This window comes from Guyparkeria hydrothermalis (genome assembly GCF_023555385.1).
Taxonomy (GTDB): Bacteria; Pseudomonadota; Gammaproteobacteria; order Halothiobacillales; family Halothiobacillaceae; genus Guyparkeria; species Guyparkeria hydrothermalis_A.
Genome location: NZ_JAJSED010000001.1, coordinates 684,246 through 700,799, shown reverse-complemented (window position 1 = coordinate 700,799; position 16,554 = coordinate 684,246). Strand labels below are relative to the sequence as shown.

General features: G+C 62.7%; 15 protein-coding genes. 9 read left to right on the top strand and 6 right to left on the bottom strand.

Annotated elements, in window-relative coordinates:
* Positions 1–67 precede the first annotated feature (67 nt).
* On the top strand, positions 68–757 hold the full coding sequence (tsaB, locus tag LV476_RS03315) for a tRNA (adenosine(37)-N6)-threonylcarbamoyltransferase complex dimerization subunit type 1 TsaB (RefSeq protein WP_250073375.1): 690 nt from the start codon (positions 68–70) through the stop codon (positions 755–757).
* 87 nt (positions 758–844) lie between these two features.
* Here the strand turns inward: tsaB and LV476_RS03310 are convergent, their stop codons facing one another.
* Both LV476_RS03310 and LV476_RS03305 read right to left on the bottom strand, forming a co-directional pair.
* Positions 845–1,270 carry a hypothetical protein gene (locus LV476_RS03310; RefSeq protein ID WP_250073366.1) on the bottom strand — a complete coding sequence of 142 codons (426 nt, stop codon included), beginning with the start codon at positions 1,268–1,270 and terminating at the stop codon, positions 845–847.
* A 309-nt stretch (positions 1,271–1,579) separates the two neighbouring features.
* Positions 1,580–2,005 carry a hypothetical protein gene (locus LV476_RS03305; RefSeq protein WP_250073363.1) on the bottom strand — a complete coding sequence of 142 codons (426 nt, stop codon included), beginning with the start codon at positions 2,003–2,005 and terminating at the stop codon, positions 1,580–1,582.
* A gap of 241 nt (positions 2,006–2,246) precedes the next feature.
* Between LV476_RS03305 and crcB the strand changes: the two genes are divergently transcribed.
* Together crcB and queG are read left to right on the top strand one after the other, a co-directional pair.
* Positions 2,247–2,627, top strand: coding sequence for a fluoride efflux transporter CrcB (gene crcB, locus LV476_RS03300; protein WP_250073356.1), 381 nt, complete (start codon positions 2,247–2,249; stop codon positions 2,625–2,627).
* Between the two features lie 2 nt (positions 2,628–2,629).
* Positions 2,630–3,712: a tRNA epoxyqueuosine(34) reductase QueG gene (gene queG, locus LV476_RS03295; protein ID WP_250073347.1), complete on the top strand. Its 1,083-nt coding sequence runs from the start codon at positions 2,630–2,632 to the stop codon at positions 3,710–3,712.
* A gap of 16 nt (positions 3,713–3,728) precedes the next feature.
* On the opposite strand, the gene LV476_RS03290 is transcribed toward queG, so the two are convergent.
* The 3 genes from LV476_RS03290 to rdgC all read right to left on the bottom strand — a co-directional run bounded on the left by LV476_RS03290 (position 3,729) and on the right by rdgC (position 7,652).
* A complete protein-coding gene (locus LV476_RS03290; RefSeq protein ID WP_250073345.1) occupies positions 3,729–5,162 on the bottom strand; it encodes a hypothetical protein in 1,434 nt (477 codons plus the stop codon).
* A gap of 78 nt (positions 5,163–5,240) precedes the next feature.
* A complete protein-coding gene (gene purB / locus LV476_RS03285) occupies positions 5,241–6,626 on the bottom strand; it encodes an adenylosuccinate lyase (RefSeq protein ID WP_250073342.1) in 1,386 nt (461 codons plus the stop codon).
* Between the two features lie 138 nt (positions 6,627–6,764).
* Complete coding sequence (rdgC, locus tag LV476_RS03280; protein ID WP_250073335.1) at positions 6,765–7,652, bottom strand: recombination-associated protein RdgC; 888 nt, start codon at positions 7,650–7,652, stop codon at positions 6,765–6,767.
* Between the two features lie 252 nt (positions 7,653–7,904).
* Between rdgC and pepN the strand changes: the two genes are divergently transcribed.
* From pepN to LV476_RS03260, 4 genes are read left to right on the top strand one after another with little or no spacing between them, the layout of a single operon-like run.
* On the top strand, positions 7,905–10,562 hold the full coding sequence (pepN, locus tag LV476_RS03275; RefSeq protein ID WP_250073327.1) for an aminopeptidase N: 2,658 nt from the start codon (positions 7,905–7,907) through the stop codon (positions 10,560–10,562).
* A gap of 30 nt (positions 10,563–10,592) precedes the next feature.
* Positions 10,593–11,447: a flagellar motor stator protein MotA gene (gene motA, locus LV476_RS03270; RefSeq protein ID WP_250073325.1), complete on the top strand. Its 855-nt coding sequence runs from the start codon at positions 10,593–10,595 to the stop codon at positions 11,445–11,447.
* A 26-nt stretch (positions 11,448–11,473) separates the two neighbouring features.
* Complete coding sequence (gene motB, locus LV476_RS03265; protein ID WP_250073323.1) at positions 11,474–12,478, top strand: flagellar motor protein MotB; 1,005 nt, start codon at positions 11,474–11,476, stop codon at positions 12,476–12,478.
* A gap of 13 nt (positions 12,479–12,491) precedes the next feature.
* Entirely contained in the window at positions 12,492–13,268 is a 777-nt protein-coding gene (locus tag LV476_RS03260; RefSeq protein WP_250073321.1) for a class I SAM-dependent methyltransferase, read from the top strand.
* Between the two features lie 69 nt (positions 13,269–13,337).
* On the opposite strand, the gene LV476_RS03255 is transcribed toward LV476_RS03260, so the two are convergent.
* Entirely contained in the window at positions 13,338–13,619 is a 282-nt protein-coding gene (locus LV476_RS03255) for an RNA recognition motif domain-containing protein (protein ID WP_250076229.1), read from the bottom strand.
* Positions 13,620–14,095: 476 nt separating this feature from the next.
* Between LV476_RS03255 and LV476_RS03250 the strand changes: the two genes are divergently transcribed.
* Both LV476_RS03250 and LV476_RS03245 read left to right on the top strand, forming a co-directional pair.
* Positions 14,096–15,082 carry a ChaN family lipoprotein gene (locus tag LV476_RS03250; RefSeq protein WP_250073319.1) on the top strand — a complete coding sequence of 329 codons (987 nt, stop codon included), beginning with the start codon at positions 14,096–14,098 and terminating at the stop codon, positions 15,080–15,082.
* 133 nt (positions 15,083–15,215) lie between these two features.
* Entirely contained in the window at positions 15,216–16,550 is a 1,335-nt protein-coding gene (locus LV476_RS03245) for a carbohydrate porin (RefSeq protein WP_250073317.1), read from the top strand.
* The last annotated feature ends 4 nt before the right edge of the window (positions 16,551–16,554 follow it).

Here is a 16,554-nt window from a genome sequence, read left to right as displayed (position 1 = left end):
CGGTAGAATCCGGGCGCTGACCGATCTCATCGGGCCGTTCCGATTCCGTCCCTCGACAGGTGCCTGTGTGAATATTCTCTATCTGGATTCGTCCACCGAGGCCTGTACTGCCGGCGTTGCGGTGGGCGATCAGGTCGTGACCGATTTCGAGATCGCCCCGCGCGGCCATGCCCAGTTATTGCTGCCGATGGCCGAGTCCCTGCTCGAGCGGACGGGAGTCGGCTTCGACGAACTCGACCTGATCGGTTTCGGCCGCGGCCCCGGTTCGTTCACCGGCGTGCGCATCGCAACGGCCATGGCGCAGGGTATCGCCATGGCGCGTGATTTGCCGCTGGCGGGGGTCTCGTCACTTGACTGCCTGGCGCTCGGTGCCTGGCATCGCTACGTTCAGGGGGGTGGCACGGCTGATGCGGAGATCGCGGTGGCGATCGACGCCCGCATGGGAGAAATCTATCGCGCGGTCTACCGGGTTGGGGCAGGGGGAACGCTTGTCGTGGTGGAGGATGAGGCGGTGACCGAACCGACCTTCCCTCCGCGAAAAGACGCATCGCTCCCCTTGGTCGTGGCGGGCAGCGGCTTCGGGCGTTATCCGGAGATGGCCGAATCCGACTCGGTCGCGCTCCACGCTCCGGATGCATTGCCACACGCCGAGGAGGCGCTTGAACTGCTGCGGCGAACGAGTGCCGATGACTGGATGTCAGCCGACAAGGCCGTTCCGCACTATCTGCGCGATAACGTGGCCAAGGTCGCGACGTAGCGAATTCCGGGCGGGTATTACGTACCGACCAGACCACGAAAAAGCCCCCGCGAGACGGGGGCTTTGTTCCAAGCAACTCAGTAGCGGTTACTGGATATTGCCGCAGGCAACCATCTTCTCGCCGTCGTAGATGGCCAGCGAGTGGGGGGTCTTCATCAGGTTATCGAGCGTCGCGTCGACCGTTGCCTTCGACTGTCCGTTCTCGAAAGAGCTGCCCTCGAATTTGGGTTCTTTTTTGAACGCGACATGCTCCGGCGCGTTCTCACCCTCCTCGGCGTAACGGCAGATACCTTGATGGATGCCGGCTGACATCCCGTCGGCATTCTCCGCTTTCACCACGACGGTCACCTGCTCTTCTCCAGGATTGAAGACCGCAGTGCCGGAAACGCCGGAGTCACCCCGTTCGTCGATCGACGCCTGATAGGCCTCGTAGTTGTTTTCGGCCGCGATGGTCGGCGCACTCAGTCCAAGGGACAATCCCGCAATGGTGCTGGCGAGTAGCAGTTTCTTCATGCGATCTCCTCGACGTTGTCTGGGTTTAGACGGTTTCTTGGAACGCTAGGCCTTTGACGGACTCGAGTCGGTATCGCGCCCGCGCCTGCTCCGGGGGCTGAGACACTTAGGTTGACTTTTAGTTGCAAGGAATCGCGCCGGCTTTCTTCTGCGTGATGGCACGTTTGAGATGCGTAATAGCTTTTGCCGCTTGGCGTAACAGCGTCGGTCAAAAGGACGCAAGGTAGGGGGGAACGAAGCGGCAGGTCGGAGCCAGTTATAAAAAAAGCCCCCGGTGTGCCGGGGGCTGTTGTCTGAGGTGGTGGCGCATTACTGGATCACGCCACAGGCAACGATCTTATCGCCGTCATAGATAGCGAGTGAGTGCGGTTGCCCCATCAACTCGCCGATCGACATGTCGACGGTTGTCATTGACTGTCCATCCTGGAACGGGGTGCACTGGAATTCCGGTTCCTTCTTGAAGGCGAGGTTTTCCGGAGCACCCTCGCTGTTCTCGGCGTAACGGCACAGACCACGGTGGATGCCGGCCGACATGCCATCGGCATTTTCGGCTTTGATCCGGACGGTCATCTGTTCCTCTCCCGGGGTAAAGATCGCCGTCCCGGAAACGCCGGAGTCGCCCCGTTCGTCGACTGACGCCTGATAGGCCTCATAGTTGCCATCGGCGGCGATGGTCGGCGCACTCAGCCCAAGGGACAATCCCGCAATGGTGCTGGCGAGTAGCAATTTCTTCATGCGATCTCCTTGACGTTGTCTGGATTAAGACGGTTTCTCGGAACGCTAGGCTTTCATGCGGTTCGATTTATATTGCCTTTGCCCGACCCGGAGCTTAGGACACTTGGATTGAGTTGCAAGGACAGGCAAGGGGCACTTGTAACGGGTCTGTCTGCGCCCGAAACGGCAGCGGTGCGTGATAGGCTCGGCTGCTCGGGCGCGTCCGCGCCCGAAACCACGCACGAGGAGGCACTGCCACGGCATGAAGCTATATCTGCTGATCGGACTCGCGGGCGGGCTCGGTGCCATGGCGCGCTATCTGGTGACGTCGGTGTTCATGCACGTTGCCGGTCGCGGTTTTCCCTGGGGTACCTTTTCGGTCAACGTGCTCGGATCGGCCTTGATGGGGTTTCTCGGGGTCTGGCTGGCTGCGCGCTGGCAGGTGCCGCTGGAGTACCGCCTGGCGATTCTTACCGGCTTTCTCGGTGCATTCACCACGATGTCCGCCTTTTCGGTTGATACGTTGGCGTTACTGGAGCGCCAGCAATGGGTGTCGGCATTCGCCTACGTGGGCGGCACGATCGTGCTCTGCCTGGTCGCGGCGCGAGGCGGCATGCTGGTGGCTGAACGGCTGGCGACGTGAGCGTGGATCCGTCCGAACTCAAGCGGCGCATCCAGGGGTGGGCCCAGGAGCTCGGGTTTACCGAGGCCCGTGTCGCTGACATCGACCTGTCCGACTACGAACGCGGCTTCCGGGAATGGCTCTCGGCCGGCCACGGCGCGTCGATGTCGTTTCTCGAGCGGCACGGCCTGCTGCGCTTTCGTCCCGACGAGCTGGTGCCCGGCACTCGGCGGGTGCTGATGGTCAGCCGTGATTACCTCCCACCCGAATCACGGAGCCCGCAGCAGGTGCTGGGCAATCCCGCTCTGGCTTACGTCAGCCGGTACTCCCTGGGACGGGATTATCACAAACTGGTGCGCAAGCGGCTGGCGCAATTGGCGCGTCGCATCAGCGACGAGGTGGGGCCCTTTACCTACCGTGCCTTCTGCGATTCGGCTCCGGTTTACGAGACGGGGCTTGCCGAGCGAGCCGGCCTCGGGTGGAAGGGCAAGCACTCGCTCGTGCTCAATCGAAGTGGGGGCTCCTGGTTCTTTCTCGGCGCGCTGTTCCTGGATCTCGACCTGCCGGTGGACGAGCCGGTCGCCGATCACTGCGGCACCTGCACGGCGTGCATCGATGTCTGTCCCACCGGGGCGATCGTGGCCGACGGTGTCGTGGATGCCCGTCGTTGCATTTCCTATCTCACCATCGAGGCCGACGAGGATATTCCGGAGTCGCTCCGGCCGTTGATGGGAAACCGGGTTTACGGCTGTGACGACTGTCAGCTGGTGTGCCCATGGAACCGCTTCGCTCGTTACACTCAGGATGACGACTTTCAGCCACGCCATGACCTGGACGCCACGGAGCTGGTCACGTTGTTTCGCTGGGACGAGGCGACGTTTCTCGCACGAACCGAAGGGTCCGCGATTCGCCGCATCGGCTGGAGACGCTGGCGGCGCAATCTGGCGGTGGCGTTGGGCAATATCCCGCCACAAGCCGATGCGGCCGGAGAGGCGCTCGCAGCACTCACACAGGAATTGGGCGAGGCCGGCGACCAGGTGGACCGTCACATCCGATGGGCCATCGATCGCCTGAGCGGGGACCGTTCGCGCGGCTCGAGCGGTTGATGGCCCCGGGTGGAGGTCAGCCGGAGGTTGTGTCTGCCTGTACGGTCTCGATCGTCTCGAGTACCGAGCCATGCGGCAGGTTGCTGTCGCCCCGACAGCAGAGGGTCGTGACAAGCTGCCCGTCGACGGCCAGCGGGGCGATGATCAGGTTCGTGTGGCCGGCATCGGCCAGTGAGGCATCCAGATAGGGGGTCAGGCGCCCGACGTTGTTGTGGTCGATGCTCAAAGGCTCCAGCCGTGACTGAAGGCGAGGGAGCAGGGGGCTTGCCTGGAGGTCGATAAACTCCGGCAGGCTGGCCGTCTCGGCCGGACTTTGCCAGTGAAAGCGGCGTTGGGCTTCGGATTGCGAGACGTTGCTATAGAGCGCGATTTCCTTCATCCCCTCAATCCCGGCAAGCGCCCGGATCATGTCACCCAGCCGCCGCCCCGAGGAAGCCGTGGCGGTGCGGGCGCTCGCGTGGCAATCGTTTTGCGCCGGATCGAGTCCGTAGTCGTCAGGCAGGGGCCAGAGCAGGTCGCGGTCGTCATCGTGCTGCACCAGCATGTGCGCCGGGTGGTACATCGGAATGTCGTCAAACTCGCGCGCATCGCGGATCGACTTGGCGACGGTCAGCTGCCATGCCGCGCTCGGGGAGAGGTGCAGCTGCTCGGCGATCAGGGCCGTGAGCCGCCGGATAATCGGGTGATGCCAGCCGAATTCCGTGGCAAACGCCAGTCGGCGCGCCAGGACCAGGATGACCTGATGGTGCGAGCCCAGCACCGGGATACTCGCCTCCTCGGCAAGCAGCATCACTGGCAGGTAGTACCGCTCGGTGAGTGTTGTCTCGAGTTCGGTCAGGTCGATGCCGGAATCGGCCAGCACCGTCTGAAAGGCGTGGCCCAGCGAAAAGCACTGATCCAGCGTGGCGCCGTCGTCCCGGTGAGTGCGGGTGAATTCGATCAACTGGCGGCGCGACTCGCTCAGCGCCTGGCGGGCCAACGATGGCTCGTCGCGCCACAGCGCAAGTTCGACCAGATTGTGGAGAAGGGCGGCGGTCGAGACCATTTCGAAGCCGGTTTCCCGACGTTCGATCAGCCAGGTCTCGGTCAATCTGGCCGCTCGCATGGCGCGTGAGGAGGCAGCCAGGTAACCGGCTCGCTGAGCATGGGTCGAGAGTGTTTCCTCGACGGTGGGCATTTCCGGTAGGTGCTTGCGCGCCCAGTTGCTGCCCAGCAGGGTCAGCGCGTGTTCGAGGTTGTGAGGTGCGCTGCGCTGGCGTTCACGCTGGCCACGTGCGGCCGCGCCCAACACCATGCTCGAGGCAGCCGGGTCACGGCGGAGCCAACCGACCAGCCGGGGAAAGTCCGGCGACTCGTTCCGCAACTCGCGCGAGATACCTTCGTGAATGGCCCGCCGCACCGGCAAAGGGTGCTCAAGCAGGTACTCGCTCCAGTTCTCGGGCAGGGCCATGGCGGATTCCCCTTCTCGTGCTTGATGCCCGCTCGGGCCGTGGCCCGACCAGCCGGCCGGCGTCGCCCCTGGGAAGGGTCAGATGCGCTCGGCCATCTCCTTGGCATTGCCAATATAGTCGCCAGGGGCCATTGAGGCGAGCCGTTCGCGGGCTTCCTCCGGCAACTCCCCGATACCCTCGATGAACGCTCGCATTGCCGGACCGTCCACGCGCTGGCCGCGGGTCAGCGCCTTGAGTTTCTCGTACGGCTTCTCGACACCGTAGCGGCGCATGACGGTCTGTACCGCTTCGCCCAGGATCTCCCAGTTGCCGTCCAGCTCGTCCGCCAACTGGTCGGCGTTGATCTCGAGCTTCGACAGGCCCTTGGCGAGCGACCGGTAGGCGATCAGTGAGTGGCCCAGGCCGACGCCCAGCGTGCGCAGCACGGTCGAGTCGGTCAAATCGCGCTGCCAGCGGCTGATCGGCAGCTTGCGAGCCAGATGGCCCATGACCGCATTGCCGACGCCGAGGTTGCCTTCGGCATTCTCGAAGTCGATCGGGTTGACCTTGTGCGGCATGGTCGACGAGCCGACCTCGCCCTCGACCAGGCGCTGCTTGAAGTGGCCCAGCGCGATCTGGCCCCAGATGTCGCGGGCGAAGTCGATCAGCACCGTGTTGGCACGTTCGACGGCGTCGAACAGCTCGGCGATGTAGTCGTGCGGTTCGATCTGGATGGTGTAGGGGTTGTGGGTCAGCCCCAGGCCCTCGACGAAGCGCTTGGAGAACGTCGGCCAGTCGACTTCCGGGTAGGCGGCCAGATGGGCGTTGAAGTTGCCCACCGCGCCGTTGATCTTGCCCATGAGCTCCACATCGGCGATCTGCTGGCGCTGGCGGGTCAGGCGAGCGACGACGTTGGCGATTTCCTTGCCGATGGTGGACGGCGAGGCCGGCTGGCCGTGGGTGCGCGACAGCAGGGAAACGGCCGCCCACTCGTGCGCCATCTTGCGCAGGGTATCCGTGATGCCGTCGATTTCGGGAAGGATCACTTCCTCGCGAGCCTTCTTCAGCATCAGGCCGTAGGCGAGGTTGTTGATGTCCTCGGAGGTGCACGCGAAGTGGAAGAACTCGCTGATCTGCGCCAGGCGCGGGTGGTCGGCGACCTGCTCCTTGAGGAAGTACTCGACCGCCTTGACGTCGTGGTTGGTGGTCGCCTCGAACTCCTTGACGCGCATCGCCGAGTTCACGTCGAAGGTATCGGCGATCGCATCCAGCGAGGCGCGATCCTCGTCGCTCAGGGCCGGCACTTCGGCAATCGCCGCCTCGTCGGCCAGCGCCTTGAACCATTCCACCTCGACCAGTACCCGGTACTTGATCAGGGCGTATTCACTGAAACATTCGGTCAGCGCCCGGGTGTGGCGGGCGTAACGGCCGTCGAGCGGTGACACGGCGGTCAGGGCGAAAGCGGCTTGGGCAGAATCAGTCATGCGGGTTCCTGTCGAGAATCGGTTTCCGGGGTGGGGCTGTCGCGGACCGGGCGCGGCGGTCCGGTGTTCTGGTCGAGATTATGCGGTCGGGCGCTCGCGGTGCCAAATGATGGCCAACGCCTCGCGTCGCAGGCGGTGTTAGCTGGCCTCGGGGCGCTCGAGTGCCTTGTGCAGTACGCGAGTGAGTTCGCGCAGCACATCGAGCGTCAAGCGCTGTTCGGCCTCGAGGCGGGTGGCCGGGTCATCGAGACCGTCGTCGTCGAACTCGTCATCCAGCGTGTCGAGTGCCTTGACCTTGGTCAGGTGGCCGTCGGCACGCATGGTGAAGCGCAACCGGTCGCGCCAGACCAGTTCGAGCTGCTCGACCGTCATGCCGTCTCGCAGATGGGCGAGCACATTCTCGTCCGGCAGGCCCAGACGGGTCACGGTGATGGTGCCGCCATCGCGCGGCTCGAGCAGCTTGGCCGAGTCGCCGAGCTCGAATCCGGCCGGCGGGCCTTCGAGCAGCCAGCGCGACAGTCGACTGCCGTGTTCCTCGGAGCCGAACGCCGGCGTGATGCGCCATTGGCCCAGCGTTTCGCGCAGGAGGGAGCTGATCTGGCTGTTGCGCTTTTCGGCGGCATTGGCCAACCAGACCTGCTTGTTGCGCGCGTCGATCAGTACGCGCGTTTCGGCCTGGCGGGGAAACGCCTGCGGCAGCAGTTCCAGCAGGGCGGTTTCACGGGCCTGTCGCAATTCGTCCCGGGACGGCTCGCGTTCCCCGGATTCCTCGGCGAGTTTCTTGGCCGCGTGATCCTGAACCACGCGCGGCGGGACGGCCCGCTCCTCGCGGCGGAACAGCAGCCCGAACGCACCGTCGGTTTCCATGGCGAGCGCCTCGTCGACCACCGGTGCCCAACCCATCGACTCCACCTGCTGCGACAAGGTGGGCGCGAAACGCTTTTCGGCCAGCTTGTCGGAGAGCGTCTCCAAAGACGCTTCCGGCCAATCGGCGAGGTCGAAGGCGGCAATCTGCGAAAAAAGCATAGCGTCGGCAACTCCCGGAAATTGGTTGGCGCGCGGAGTAAGGCGTGTCTGCCGCCTTATCCCGTAATCAAAGGGGGCGCATTATGCCTGATGGTCGTGGTGATTGCCTCCCGTGGGCGCACGGGCCAGGGCACGGAATCCATGCGCTTCCTGATATGCTGAACGCGCTCCGTGATCCCGCGCCCATAACCGGTCGCGGGGCACTACGATCGGACATGCGAACCACACCGCAGCCACTCTTTCAGGGCCAACATGACTGAACGCCAAGCGCAGACTATCCGCCTCGCCGACTACCAACCACCTGACTATTTCGTCGACCACGTCGATCTGACCTTTGAACTCGCGCCACGCGGCACGCGTGTCGTCTCCGAGCTCACGTGCAGACGCAATGGCCACCACCAGGCCCCGCTCTGGCTCGATGGCGACGAACTGGAACTCGAGTCGGTCGCGCTCGACGGCCAGACATTGAGCGTCGATCAGTACGACTGTCGCGACGACGGGCTCTCCATCCCCGGCGTGCCGGAGCAGTTCACTCTGACTGTGGTCTGCCGCGTTGATCCGGTCGAGAACACCGCACTGGACGGCCTGTACCAGTCCTCGGGCAATTTCTGCACCCAGTGCGAGCCGGAAGGATTCCGCCGGATCACGTACTTTCCGGATCGCCCCGATGTCCTGAGTCGCTATCGCGTCACGTTGGTCGCCGACAAGGCGAGCTGCCCGGTGCTGCTGAGCAACGGCAACCCGATCGAGCAGCGTGACCTCGACGACGGCCGGCACATGGCGGTCTGGGAGGACCCGTTCCCGAAACCGTCCTACCTGTTCGCCCTGGTGGCCGGGGACCTGAAGTCGATCCACGACCAGTTCACCACCTGCTCCGGGCGAACGATCGACCTGGGCATCTATGTCGAGCCGCACAACATCGACCGCTGCGATCACGCCATGCGTTCGCTGATCAAGTCGATGGCCTGGGACGAGGAGACCTACGGCCGGGAATACGATCTCGACGTGTTCAACATCGTCGCCGTCGACGACTTCAACATGGGGGCAATGGAGAACAAGGGGCTGAACATCTTCAACTCCAAGTTCATCCTCGCCCGTTCGGAAACCGCCACCGACCAGGACTACGAAGGCATCGAGTCGGTGGTCGCGCACGAGTATTTCCACAACTGGTCGGGCAACCGTGTCACCTGCCGCGACTGGTTCCAGCTGTCGCTCAAGGAAGGCTTCACCGTCTTCCGTGATCAGGAATTCTCCGCCGACGTGGGCTCCTGGTCGGTCAAGCGGATCGAGGAGGTGAATCTGCTGCGTCAGGTGCAGTTCGCCGAGGATGCCGGTCCGCAGGCCCATCCGGTTCAGCCGAAGGAATACGAACAGATCAACAACTTCTACACCGCCACGGTCTACAACAAGGGCGCCGAGGTGGTGAGGATGTGGCGAAACCTGTTGGGCTGGGAAGCATTCCGGCGCGGCACCGACCGCTATTTCGAGCGTTTCGACGGTCAGGCGGTCACCATCGAGGACTTCATCGACACCATGGCCGAGCAGGCCGACTTCGATACGGCCCAGTTCCGGCGCTGGTATGACCGGGCGGGCACCCCGGCCCTGCACGTTCGCAAGCGACTCGAGGGCAATGAACTGGTGGTCGAGTTCGAGCAGGAAGTGCCGTCGGTCGCCGGGCAGTCGGATAGCGACCCGTTCCTGATACCCCTGCGCATGGCGGCCTTCGACACCGACGGAAAGCCGGTGCCGCTGGGCGCGCCGGACGGAGACGATGGAAGCGAGTGCACGCTGGTGTTGAGCCGGACGAACGAAACGCGCCGTTTTCGACTGACATCGGCCGGCCAGTTGCCCGTGCTGTCGCTCAATCGTGGTTTCACCGCGCCGATCAAGGTCGAGCACGCCTTTACCGATGAGGACCTGGCGCTGCTTGCGGCCTCGGACACCGACGAATTCAATCGCTGGGATGCCTACCAGCGCCTGGTGCTGAAAACCCTGGTGGCGCGTGTCCGCACCGCTCAGGAATGCCGGGAGTGGCCCGAAAGCTCGCTGCCGGATGGGCTGAGCCGAGCATTCGGCCAGTTGCTGCATTCGGGCGTCAGCACCAAGGGTGGTGCCGATCCCCGCTTCGTAGCCGAGTGCATCGCACTGCCGTCGGAAAACTACATTGCCGAGCAGTTCGCCCAGGACGTGCCCGTGGATGCGATTCATCGCGCTCGGGTCGAGTTGCGCGAACAACTGGCGAACGAGTGGTCGCAGACGCTGGTTCTGGTCCACGAGAAGGCGGCTGTCGAGGGCGAATACCGCTTCGACGGCAAGGATGTGGGCCGCCGTGCGCTGCGCGCGCAGGCGCTGATGTATCTCAACGCGCTCGATCACCCGGCATGGCGCCGCCTGGCAACCGAACAGATGGCCGAGACGGACAACATGTCCGAGCGGTTCAGCGCACTGACGGCGCTGTCCGTTCGCCAGAGTGACGAGCGGGACGAGGCGCTCGAGGCCTTCGCCGAGGAGTGGGCGGACGATCCGCTGGTCATGGACAAATGGTTGGCGCTGCGTGCGCGTGTCGTTGCCCCGGACGATCGGTCGACGCTGGAGAAACTGGAGGCCCATCCAGCGTTTTCGCTCCGCAACCCGAACCGCGTGCGCGCGCTGGTCGGGACCTTTTCCCGGGCCAATCCGGTGGCATTTCACGCCACGTCGGGTTCAGGATATCGCTGGGTTGCCGACAAGATAATCGAGATCGACGGTTTCAACCCGCAGATCGCGGCTCGCCTGGCGACCGTGTTCAGCCGCTGGCGTCGCTACGATGGCGCGCGTGCCGACCGGATGCGGGCGGAGCTGGAGCGAATGATCGATCGTCCGGAATGTTCGACCGATTTGGCGGAAATCGCCGGCAAAGCTCTGAAATAAAATTACGTTCTGTTTGGAGACTGACACGCGATGATGGTTGCAATTGGCTGGCTGGTGGTGCTGGCGAGCGTCATCGGCGGCTTTACGCTGGCCGGTGGTCACCTGATCATCCTGTTCCAGCCGATCGAGTACCTGATCATTTTCGGTGCCGCCGGGGCGGCACTGGTGGCGGGCAATTCCCCCAAGACTCTCAAGGCGACACTGGGTGGATTCGGTACGGCGTTCAAAGGGTCCCGCTACGGCAAGAAGCTGAACATGGAGACGCTGGGTCTTCTGTACGCGATCTTCACGCGTGCCCGCAAGGAAGGTCTGATGGCGATCGAGGAGGATATCGACGACCCCGACAACAGCGAGCTGTTCCAGAGTGCACCGACGGTGATGAAGGATCACCACACGGTGGAGTTCATCACCGATTACTTGCGGTTGATGGTCTCGAGCACGCTCGACGTCCACCAGATCGACAACTTGATGGACCTGGACATCGACACGCACCACGAGGAAGCCGATCTTCCCCGGTCGTCCATCGCCAAGATGGGCGAGGCGCTGCCGGCATTCGGTATCGTCGCCGCGGTCCTGGGCGTGGTGCACACCCTCGAATCGGTCCACCTGCCGCCGTCGGAACTCGGCAAGCTGATCGCGGCGGCGCTGGTGGGGACCTTCCTCGGTATCCTGGCGGCCTACGCGTTCATCAATCCGGTGGCGAACAACCTCGAACACAAGATCAACGACTCGACCAAGTACCAGCAGAGCATCAAGGCCGCTTTGATTGCCTTCATGAACGGCTACCCACCTCAGGTGGCGGTGGAGTTCGGTCGAAAGGTGCTGTACGCCTCGGATCGTCCGGGATTCGCGGAGCTTGAGGATTACCTCAAGCAGAGCAAGTGACCCGTTGATAACGGAGTAGGTGCGACGTGGCCGAGCAGCCGGATCAGAACCAGCAGATCGTCATCAAGAAGGTCAAGAAGGGCCATGGCGGTCACCACGGAGGGGCGTGGAAGATCGCCTACGCCGATTTCGTGACCGCCATGATGGCCTTCTTTCTCCTCATGTGGCTGCTGGGCTCCATGGGCGAGGAAGAGCTTAAAGGTATCTCCGAATATTTCGCCAATCCCACCAAGGTTACGTTGGAGGGCGGCAAGAATGCCGGCATGAGCGAGAGCCTGATCGACGCGGGTGGGGATGACCTCACGCGTCAGGAAGGGCAGGTACACGACGGCGAGAAGCCCACGCCCGAGAAACGCGACACGCAGGACATGACCGAGGAAGAGATCCGCCAGCGGGTCGAGGAACTCGAGCGCGAGCAGATCCAGAAGCTCAAGGAACGCGTCGAGTCCCTGATCGAGGTAGACCCCGCACTCAAGGCGTTCAAGGACCAGATCAAGCTCGATATCACTCGCGACGGCCTGCGTATCCAGATCATCGACAAGGAAAACCGCCCCATGTTCGAGCTGGGCTCGGACGAGTTGCAGGATTATGCCGACGAAATCCTGCACTCCCTTGCGCCGGTACTCAACGAGATGCCGAACCGCTTGTCGATTGTCGGCCACACCGACGCACGACCATTCGGCCGGCCCGGGCGCAGCAACTGGGAGCTGTCGTCGGAACGCGCCAACTCGGCACGCAGGACGCTGGCCCAATACGGTTACAGTGACGAGAAGGTGCTGCGCGTGATCGGCATGGCCGCCGCGTTGCCGTTCGTCGATGATGATCCGCTCGATCCGCAGAACCGCCGCATCTCGATGACCGTCATGAAGGAGTCGGCCACGCGCCGCATCCTGCAGCCGACCAACGCAAAGGGGGTCGATGCACGGCAGTTGCTGGATGCCGGCAGAGCGATCACCGGGGACGCTCCAGGGGATTCTCCGGCCAAGGGCACGGTCGCGCCGGACGGAAATACCGACGGCCCATCGGAGTGATCAGGGGACGACGATGCGTCGCTACCTGAGCCTGATCAGCGGATTTGCCGTACTGGGGCTGGCCATTGCGGCCAGTCTGTTTCTCGCCCGGCTGTACGTCGAGTGGAGCGGTGACGGCGTACCGACGTGGCTGATTGCCATCGGGGCGGGTGTGCTCGGCATGCTGATGGGCTGGGCCTTGCTGCCGGCCTGGTGGCGCGGGGTGTTCCTGATCGCTCCGCTGGTCATCTGGGGCGGACTGGAGATACATCCGGGCTGGTTCCTCGCCGCCGCCGGGCTGCTGTTCCTGGTGCAGTTCAACGCCATCCGTCACCAGGTCCCGCTATACCGGTCCGGCCGTCCGGTCATCGAAGCATTGGGTGACGAGATTGCGATGCGTGACGTGCATTCATTCGTTGATCTGGGTTGCGGCGACGGTCACATCATGGCTGCCTTGGCGAGTCGGCATCCGGATACGCACTTCACCGGCTTCGAAACGGCCCCGTTGCTCTATCTGTTTGCCCGGTGGCGGTGTCGGCGATTGGACAACTGCTCGATCCGTTTTGCCGATTTCTGGTCTGTGTCCTGGCGCGATCACGACATGGTGTTTGCCTTCCTTTCGCCTCAGCCGATGCTTCGCCTGTGGCGAAAGTGCCAGCGTGAGCTTCCCCGAGAAGGAGGGTTGTATTCGCTGGCGTTCGAGGTCCCTGGGGTTGAGGAGTCCGAGCTGATCGAGGCAGGGCGGTTCGATCTGTTGCGCTACGCCGTACTGCCCCGAGGCGGCGCCGAGTCGTCTCCGGGCCCAGCATGACTCGGCCCGCAGAAACAGAAAAGCCGGCCCGAGGGCCGGCTTTTCGTACGCTTTCGCGGAGCGCGTCTCTTAGAAACGCGGGCGGAAACCGCCGCGATCGTTGTTGCGCTCGCGCGGACGTGCCTCGTTGACACGCAGGTTGCGACCGTCCATGTCCGAGTCGTTCAGTGCTTCGATTGCCTGCATGCCGGCATCTTTGTCCGTCATCTCGACAAAACCGAAGCCCTTGGAACGACCGGTGGCCATGTCCTTGATGACCTTGGCGGACTTGACTTCGCCGAAGGCCTCGAAGGCGGCCTGAAGGCCCTGGTCATCCTGGGAGTAGGGCAGGTTGCCCACGTAAATATTGATCATCTCGAAAACAAACTCTCAAAATCGTGCTGAATCTGAGGACCGACCGGAGCGCTCAGCACGCACACACCTCGGACGGATGACAATCGGACTTCCCTAAGGGCCTTGCCGCGACTCTCACGAGGCCGACAGTAACCCATCTGCACCGGAACGCAAGCAAACAATTACGCGCCGGGCTCTCCACTGTGGTTTTTGTGCACCCGCGCGACTCCTGGATGGGCCAGTAAAACGACTCATGCTCTCCAAGCGCGTTTCTGGCAACGTTTCACCCATCCACGATCCAAATTTCGGAGAGGTGTGGACAACGCCTTTTCCGTCCCAGTCTGGCTGACACCACGTGATTTGAGCTGCGCGCGGGCCGCGAGAGGTCCGGTTTGCCGGCAATCACGCTGAGGTTGTCTAAGCTCTGCCCAGTTGCGCGTGTCTCGATAAGCCGCGTGCGTGATCCATTCCAACCAAACGGGGCCGAATCGAGGATGAAGCAGGTGCATGACCGGCGTATGACGGCAATCGCCCGTCAAGACCGATCCGGATTCCTGCGCGGCCTGACGCATTGGCTGGCCGGATTTGTTCTCGCAACGCTGTTGGGAGGGTGTGCGGCGACGGGCACCCCGGCGGTCGAGGTAGGCACGTGGTTGGACCGCAATGGTGATGCGGTTCACGAAGCCACGGTTCTCGATCGGATTCAGGCCGCTGACGTGGTTCTGCTGGGTGAAGTCCACGATTCGGCTGCTGTGCATCGCCAACAACTAACGATGTTGCGCGCGTTGGATCGCCCGATTGTCCTCGCACTGGAGCAACTGGATTTGGGGGTGCCGGGCTCGCCCGACGTGATGAATGTGGATCTCGATGCGATTGGACCGAAGCAACGGGCGAAGCAGGGCGGGTTCGACTTCGAAGGATGGGGCTGGAAGCACTACGGCGGACTGTTCGAACAGGCGACAGCGCGGCAATGGCCGCTCTGGCCCTTGAACCTGCCTCGGCGAAAGGCACTTGCTGTGGCGATGGCGGGTGAAGAGGCCTGGCAGGATCAACTGCAGACGCAGGAGGTCGAGGCGATCGAGCGATTTGGGCCGGGGTTGGCGTTACCCGAGATACATCAGGCCAATCTCGTCGAGGACCTCCAGCAAGCGCATTGCGGGCGTATCGATGCCGAATCGGCACGTGGCCTGGCGCGGGCGCAGGTTGCGCGGGATATGTTGATGGCGGATGCGCTACTGAAGGCGCACAGGGATTATCCCGAGCACCTCGTTGTGGGAGTGATGGGCAACCAGCACGCTCGCCTGGACCGCGGTGCCGGTTTCTGGCTGCAACGGTCGGCGGGAAACCGGCAGGGCGTGGTTGCAATTGGCATGTTGCCGATCGATTCGGTGGAGACGCCTGCACAGGCGGCGCCAGCCTACGATTTTGTATGGATTACCGAGCCAGTGGACCGCGACGTTGGGTGCGAGTCGGGGTCCTGAGGGAGGGACGATCGTTAACTGTGCCAGCTCTCGTTCCCTGAAAAGGGGGGGTTGAACCGCATGTTAGCGTGGTCCGCAACGGCACTTTTGAGTGAAAAGAGCCGTAGAAAAGCAATGACAAAATGAGGGATCGATGATGAAGAAGCACTTGTTGGCACTCTCCATCGGCGTAGCTCTCGGTACGTCTCCGATGACCGTCACGGCGGCTGAGCATAACGCGAGCGCTGAGCAGATCATGCAGGAACTCGAGGCGCTCAAGCAGCGAGTCGAAAACCTGCAGTCCGAGCTTGAGCAGGAGCGTGCGCGCAACGACAAAATCGAGCAGAAACAGGAAGAACAAGCGGAAAAAGTCGCCGCAGCCGAAGAAGAATCGGGGCCGGACATCAATGTCGGTGGTGCCGTGCGGTTTAACTACACGGTCGCAGATAACGACCAGGCTGCCAAAGATCGCGGTGGCGACCTGAAGTTCGATACGTTCCGCCTGAACTTCGATGGCGAAATCAACGACGTGATTCTCTCCGCGGAGTGGCGTTGGTACGAGTATTTCACCACCATTCACCACGCTTGGGTGGGCTACGAGTTTACCGATGAGCTGATGGCGAAAGCGGGTGTCTTCCAGACTCCCTTCGGTGTCCTGCCGTACAACTCGCACAACTTCTACTTCTCGTCGCTGTACTACGTCGGCCTCGAAGACAACTACGACTTCGGTATTGGCACGACCTACACCCCGGGCGACTGGCGTTTCGACCTGGCGTTCATGAAGAACGACGAGCGCACGTGGGGTCCGGAATTCGACGGCTCGGGTGACACCGATACCTATGATGCCAACGTGATCGGATACAACGGTGGCTATTCCGGGTTCACGGGTGACACGGATGCAGAAACCAGCGCGGGCCGTGCTCGCACTACCCAAGCCATTAACACTTTGGCGGCTCGTGCGGAATACGACTACAAGGTCAGTGACAAGCTGACGCTCAAGCCGGGCGCGTCCGTGAAGTACGGTCAACTTGAAGGAGATGCATCTCAAGGTGACGGCGACTACTATGCGGCCGCAGCGCACCTGATTGCCGATTACGATCGCTGGAACGTCCAACTCCAGTACACCGACTGGGAATACGACGTCGATGACCCGGCGGCTCAATACATGACCTATGGCTATTATGCAGGTGCGTATACCGGCCCGATGTCTGCCAAGGCACTGACCGCGAACGTAGCCTACACACTGCCGGTCGAGTGGGGCCCGGTTTCGTCGCTGACGTTCTATAACGACTACAGCCTGATCTACGACAAGAATGCCGACTATGAGGACACGTACATGAACGTGACCGGCATGGCAGTATCGGCTGGTGGTCTGTATACCTACTTCGACATCATCAACGGCAAGAACCAGCCGTTTGTCGCGAACGGGATGACCAGCGACGGTGAGAGCAACACGATCTTCAACATCAACGTCGGTTACTACTTCTAAGCGA

What these genes read in the sequence shown, in the direction of transcription:
- LV476_RS03310 (WP_250073366.1), bottom strand. Translation starts at nt 1,270, where the DNA reads ATGAAGAAACTGCTACTCGCCAGCACCATTGCGGGATTGTCCCTTGGA.
- LV476_RS03305 (WP_250073363.1), bottom strand. Translation starts at nt 2,005, where the DNA reads ATGAAGAAATTGCTACTCGCCAGCACCATTGCGGGATTGTCCCTTGGG.
- crcB (WP_250073356.1), top strand. Translation starts at nt 2,247, where the DNA reads ATGAAGCTATATCTGCTGATCGGACTCGCGGGCGGGCTCGGTGCCATG.
- LV476_RS03290 (WP_250073345.1), bottom strand. Translation starts at nt 5,162, where the DNA reads ATGGCCCTGCCCGAGAACTGGAGCGAGTACCTGCTTGAGCACCCTTTG.
- purB (WP_250073342.1), bottom strand. Translation starts at nt 6,626, where the DNA reads ATGACTGATTCTGCCCAAGCCGCTTTCGCCCTGACCGCCGTGTCACCG.
- rdgC (WP_250073335.1), bottom strand. Translation starts at nt 7,652, where the DNA reads ATGCTTTTTTCGCAGATTGCCGCCTTCGACCTCGCCGATTGGCCGGAA.
- pepN (WP_250073327.1), top strand. Translation starts at nt 7,905, where the DNA reads ATGACTGAACGCCAAGCGCAGACTATCCGCCTCGCCGACTACCAACCA.
- motA (WP_250073325.1), top strand. Translation starts at nt 10,593, where the DNA reads ATGATGGTTGCAATTGGCTGGCTGGTGGTGCTGGCGAGCGTCATCGGC.
- LV476_RS03260 (WP_250073321.1), top strand. Translation starts at nt 12,492, where the DNA reads ATGCGTCGCTACCTGAGCCTGATCAGCGGATTTGCCGTACTGGGGCTG.
- LV476_RS03250 (WP_250073319.1), top strand. Translation starts at nt 14,096, where the DNA reads ATGAAGCAGGTGCATGACCGGCGTATGACGGCAATCGCCCGTCAAGAC.
- LV476_RS03245 (WP_250073317.1), top strand. Translation starts at nt 15,216, where the DNA reads ATGATGAAGAAGCACTTGTTGGCACTCTCCATCGGCGTAGCTCTCGGT.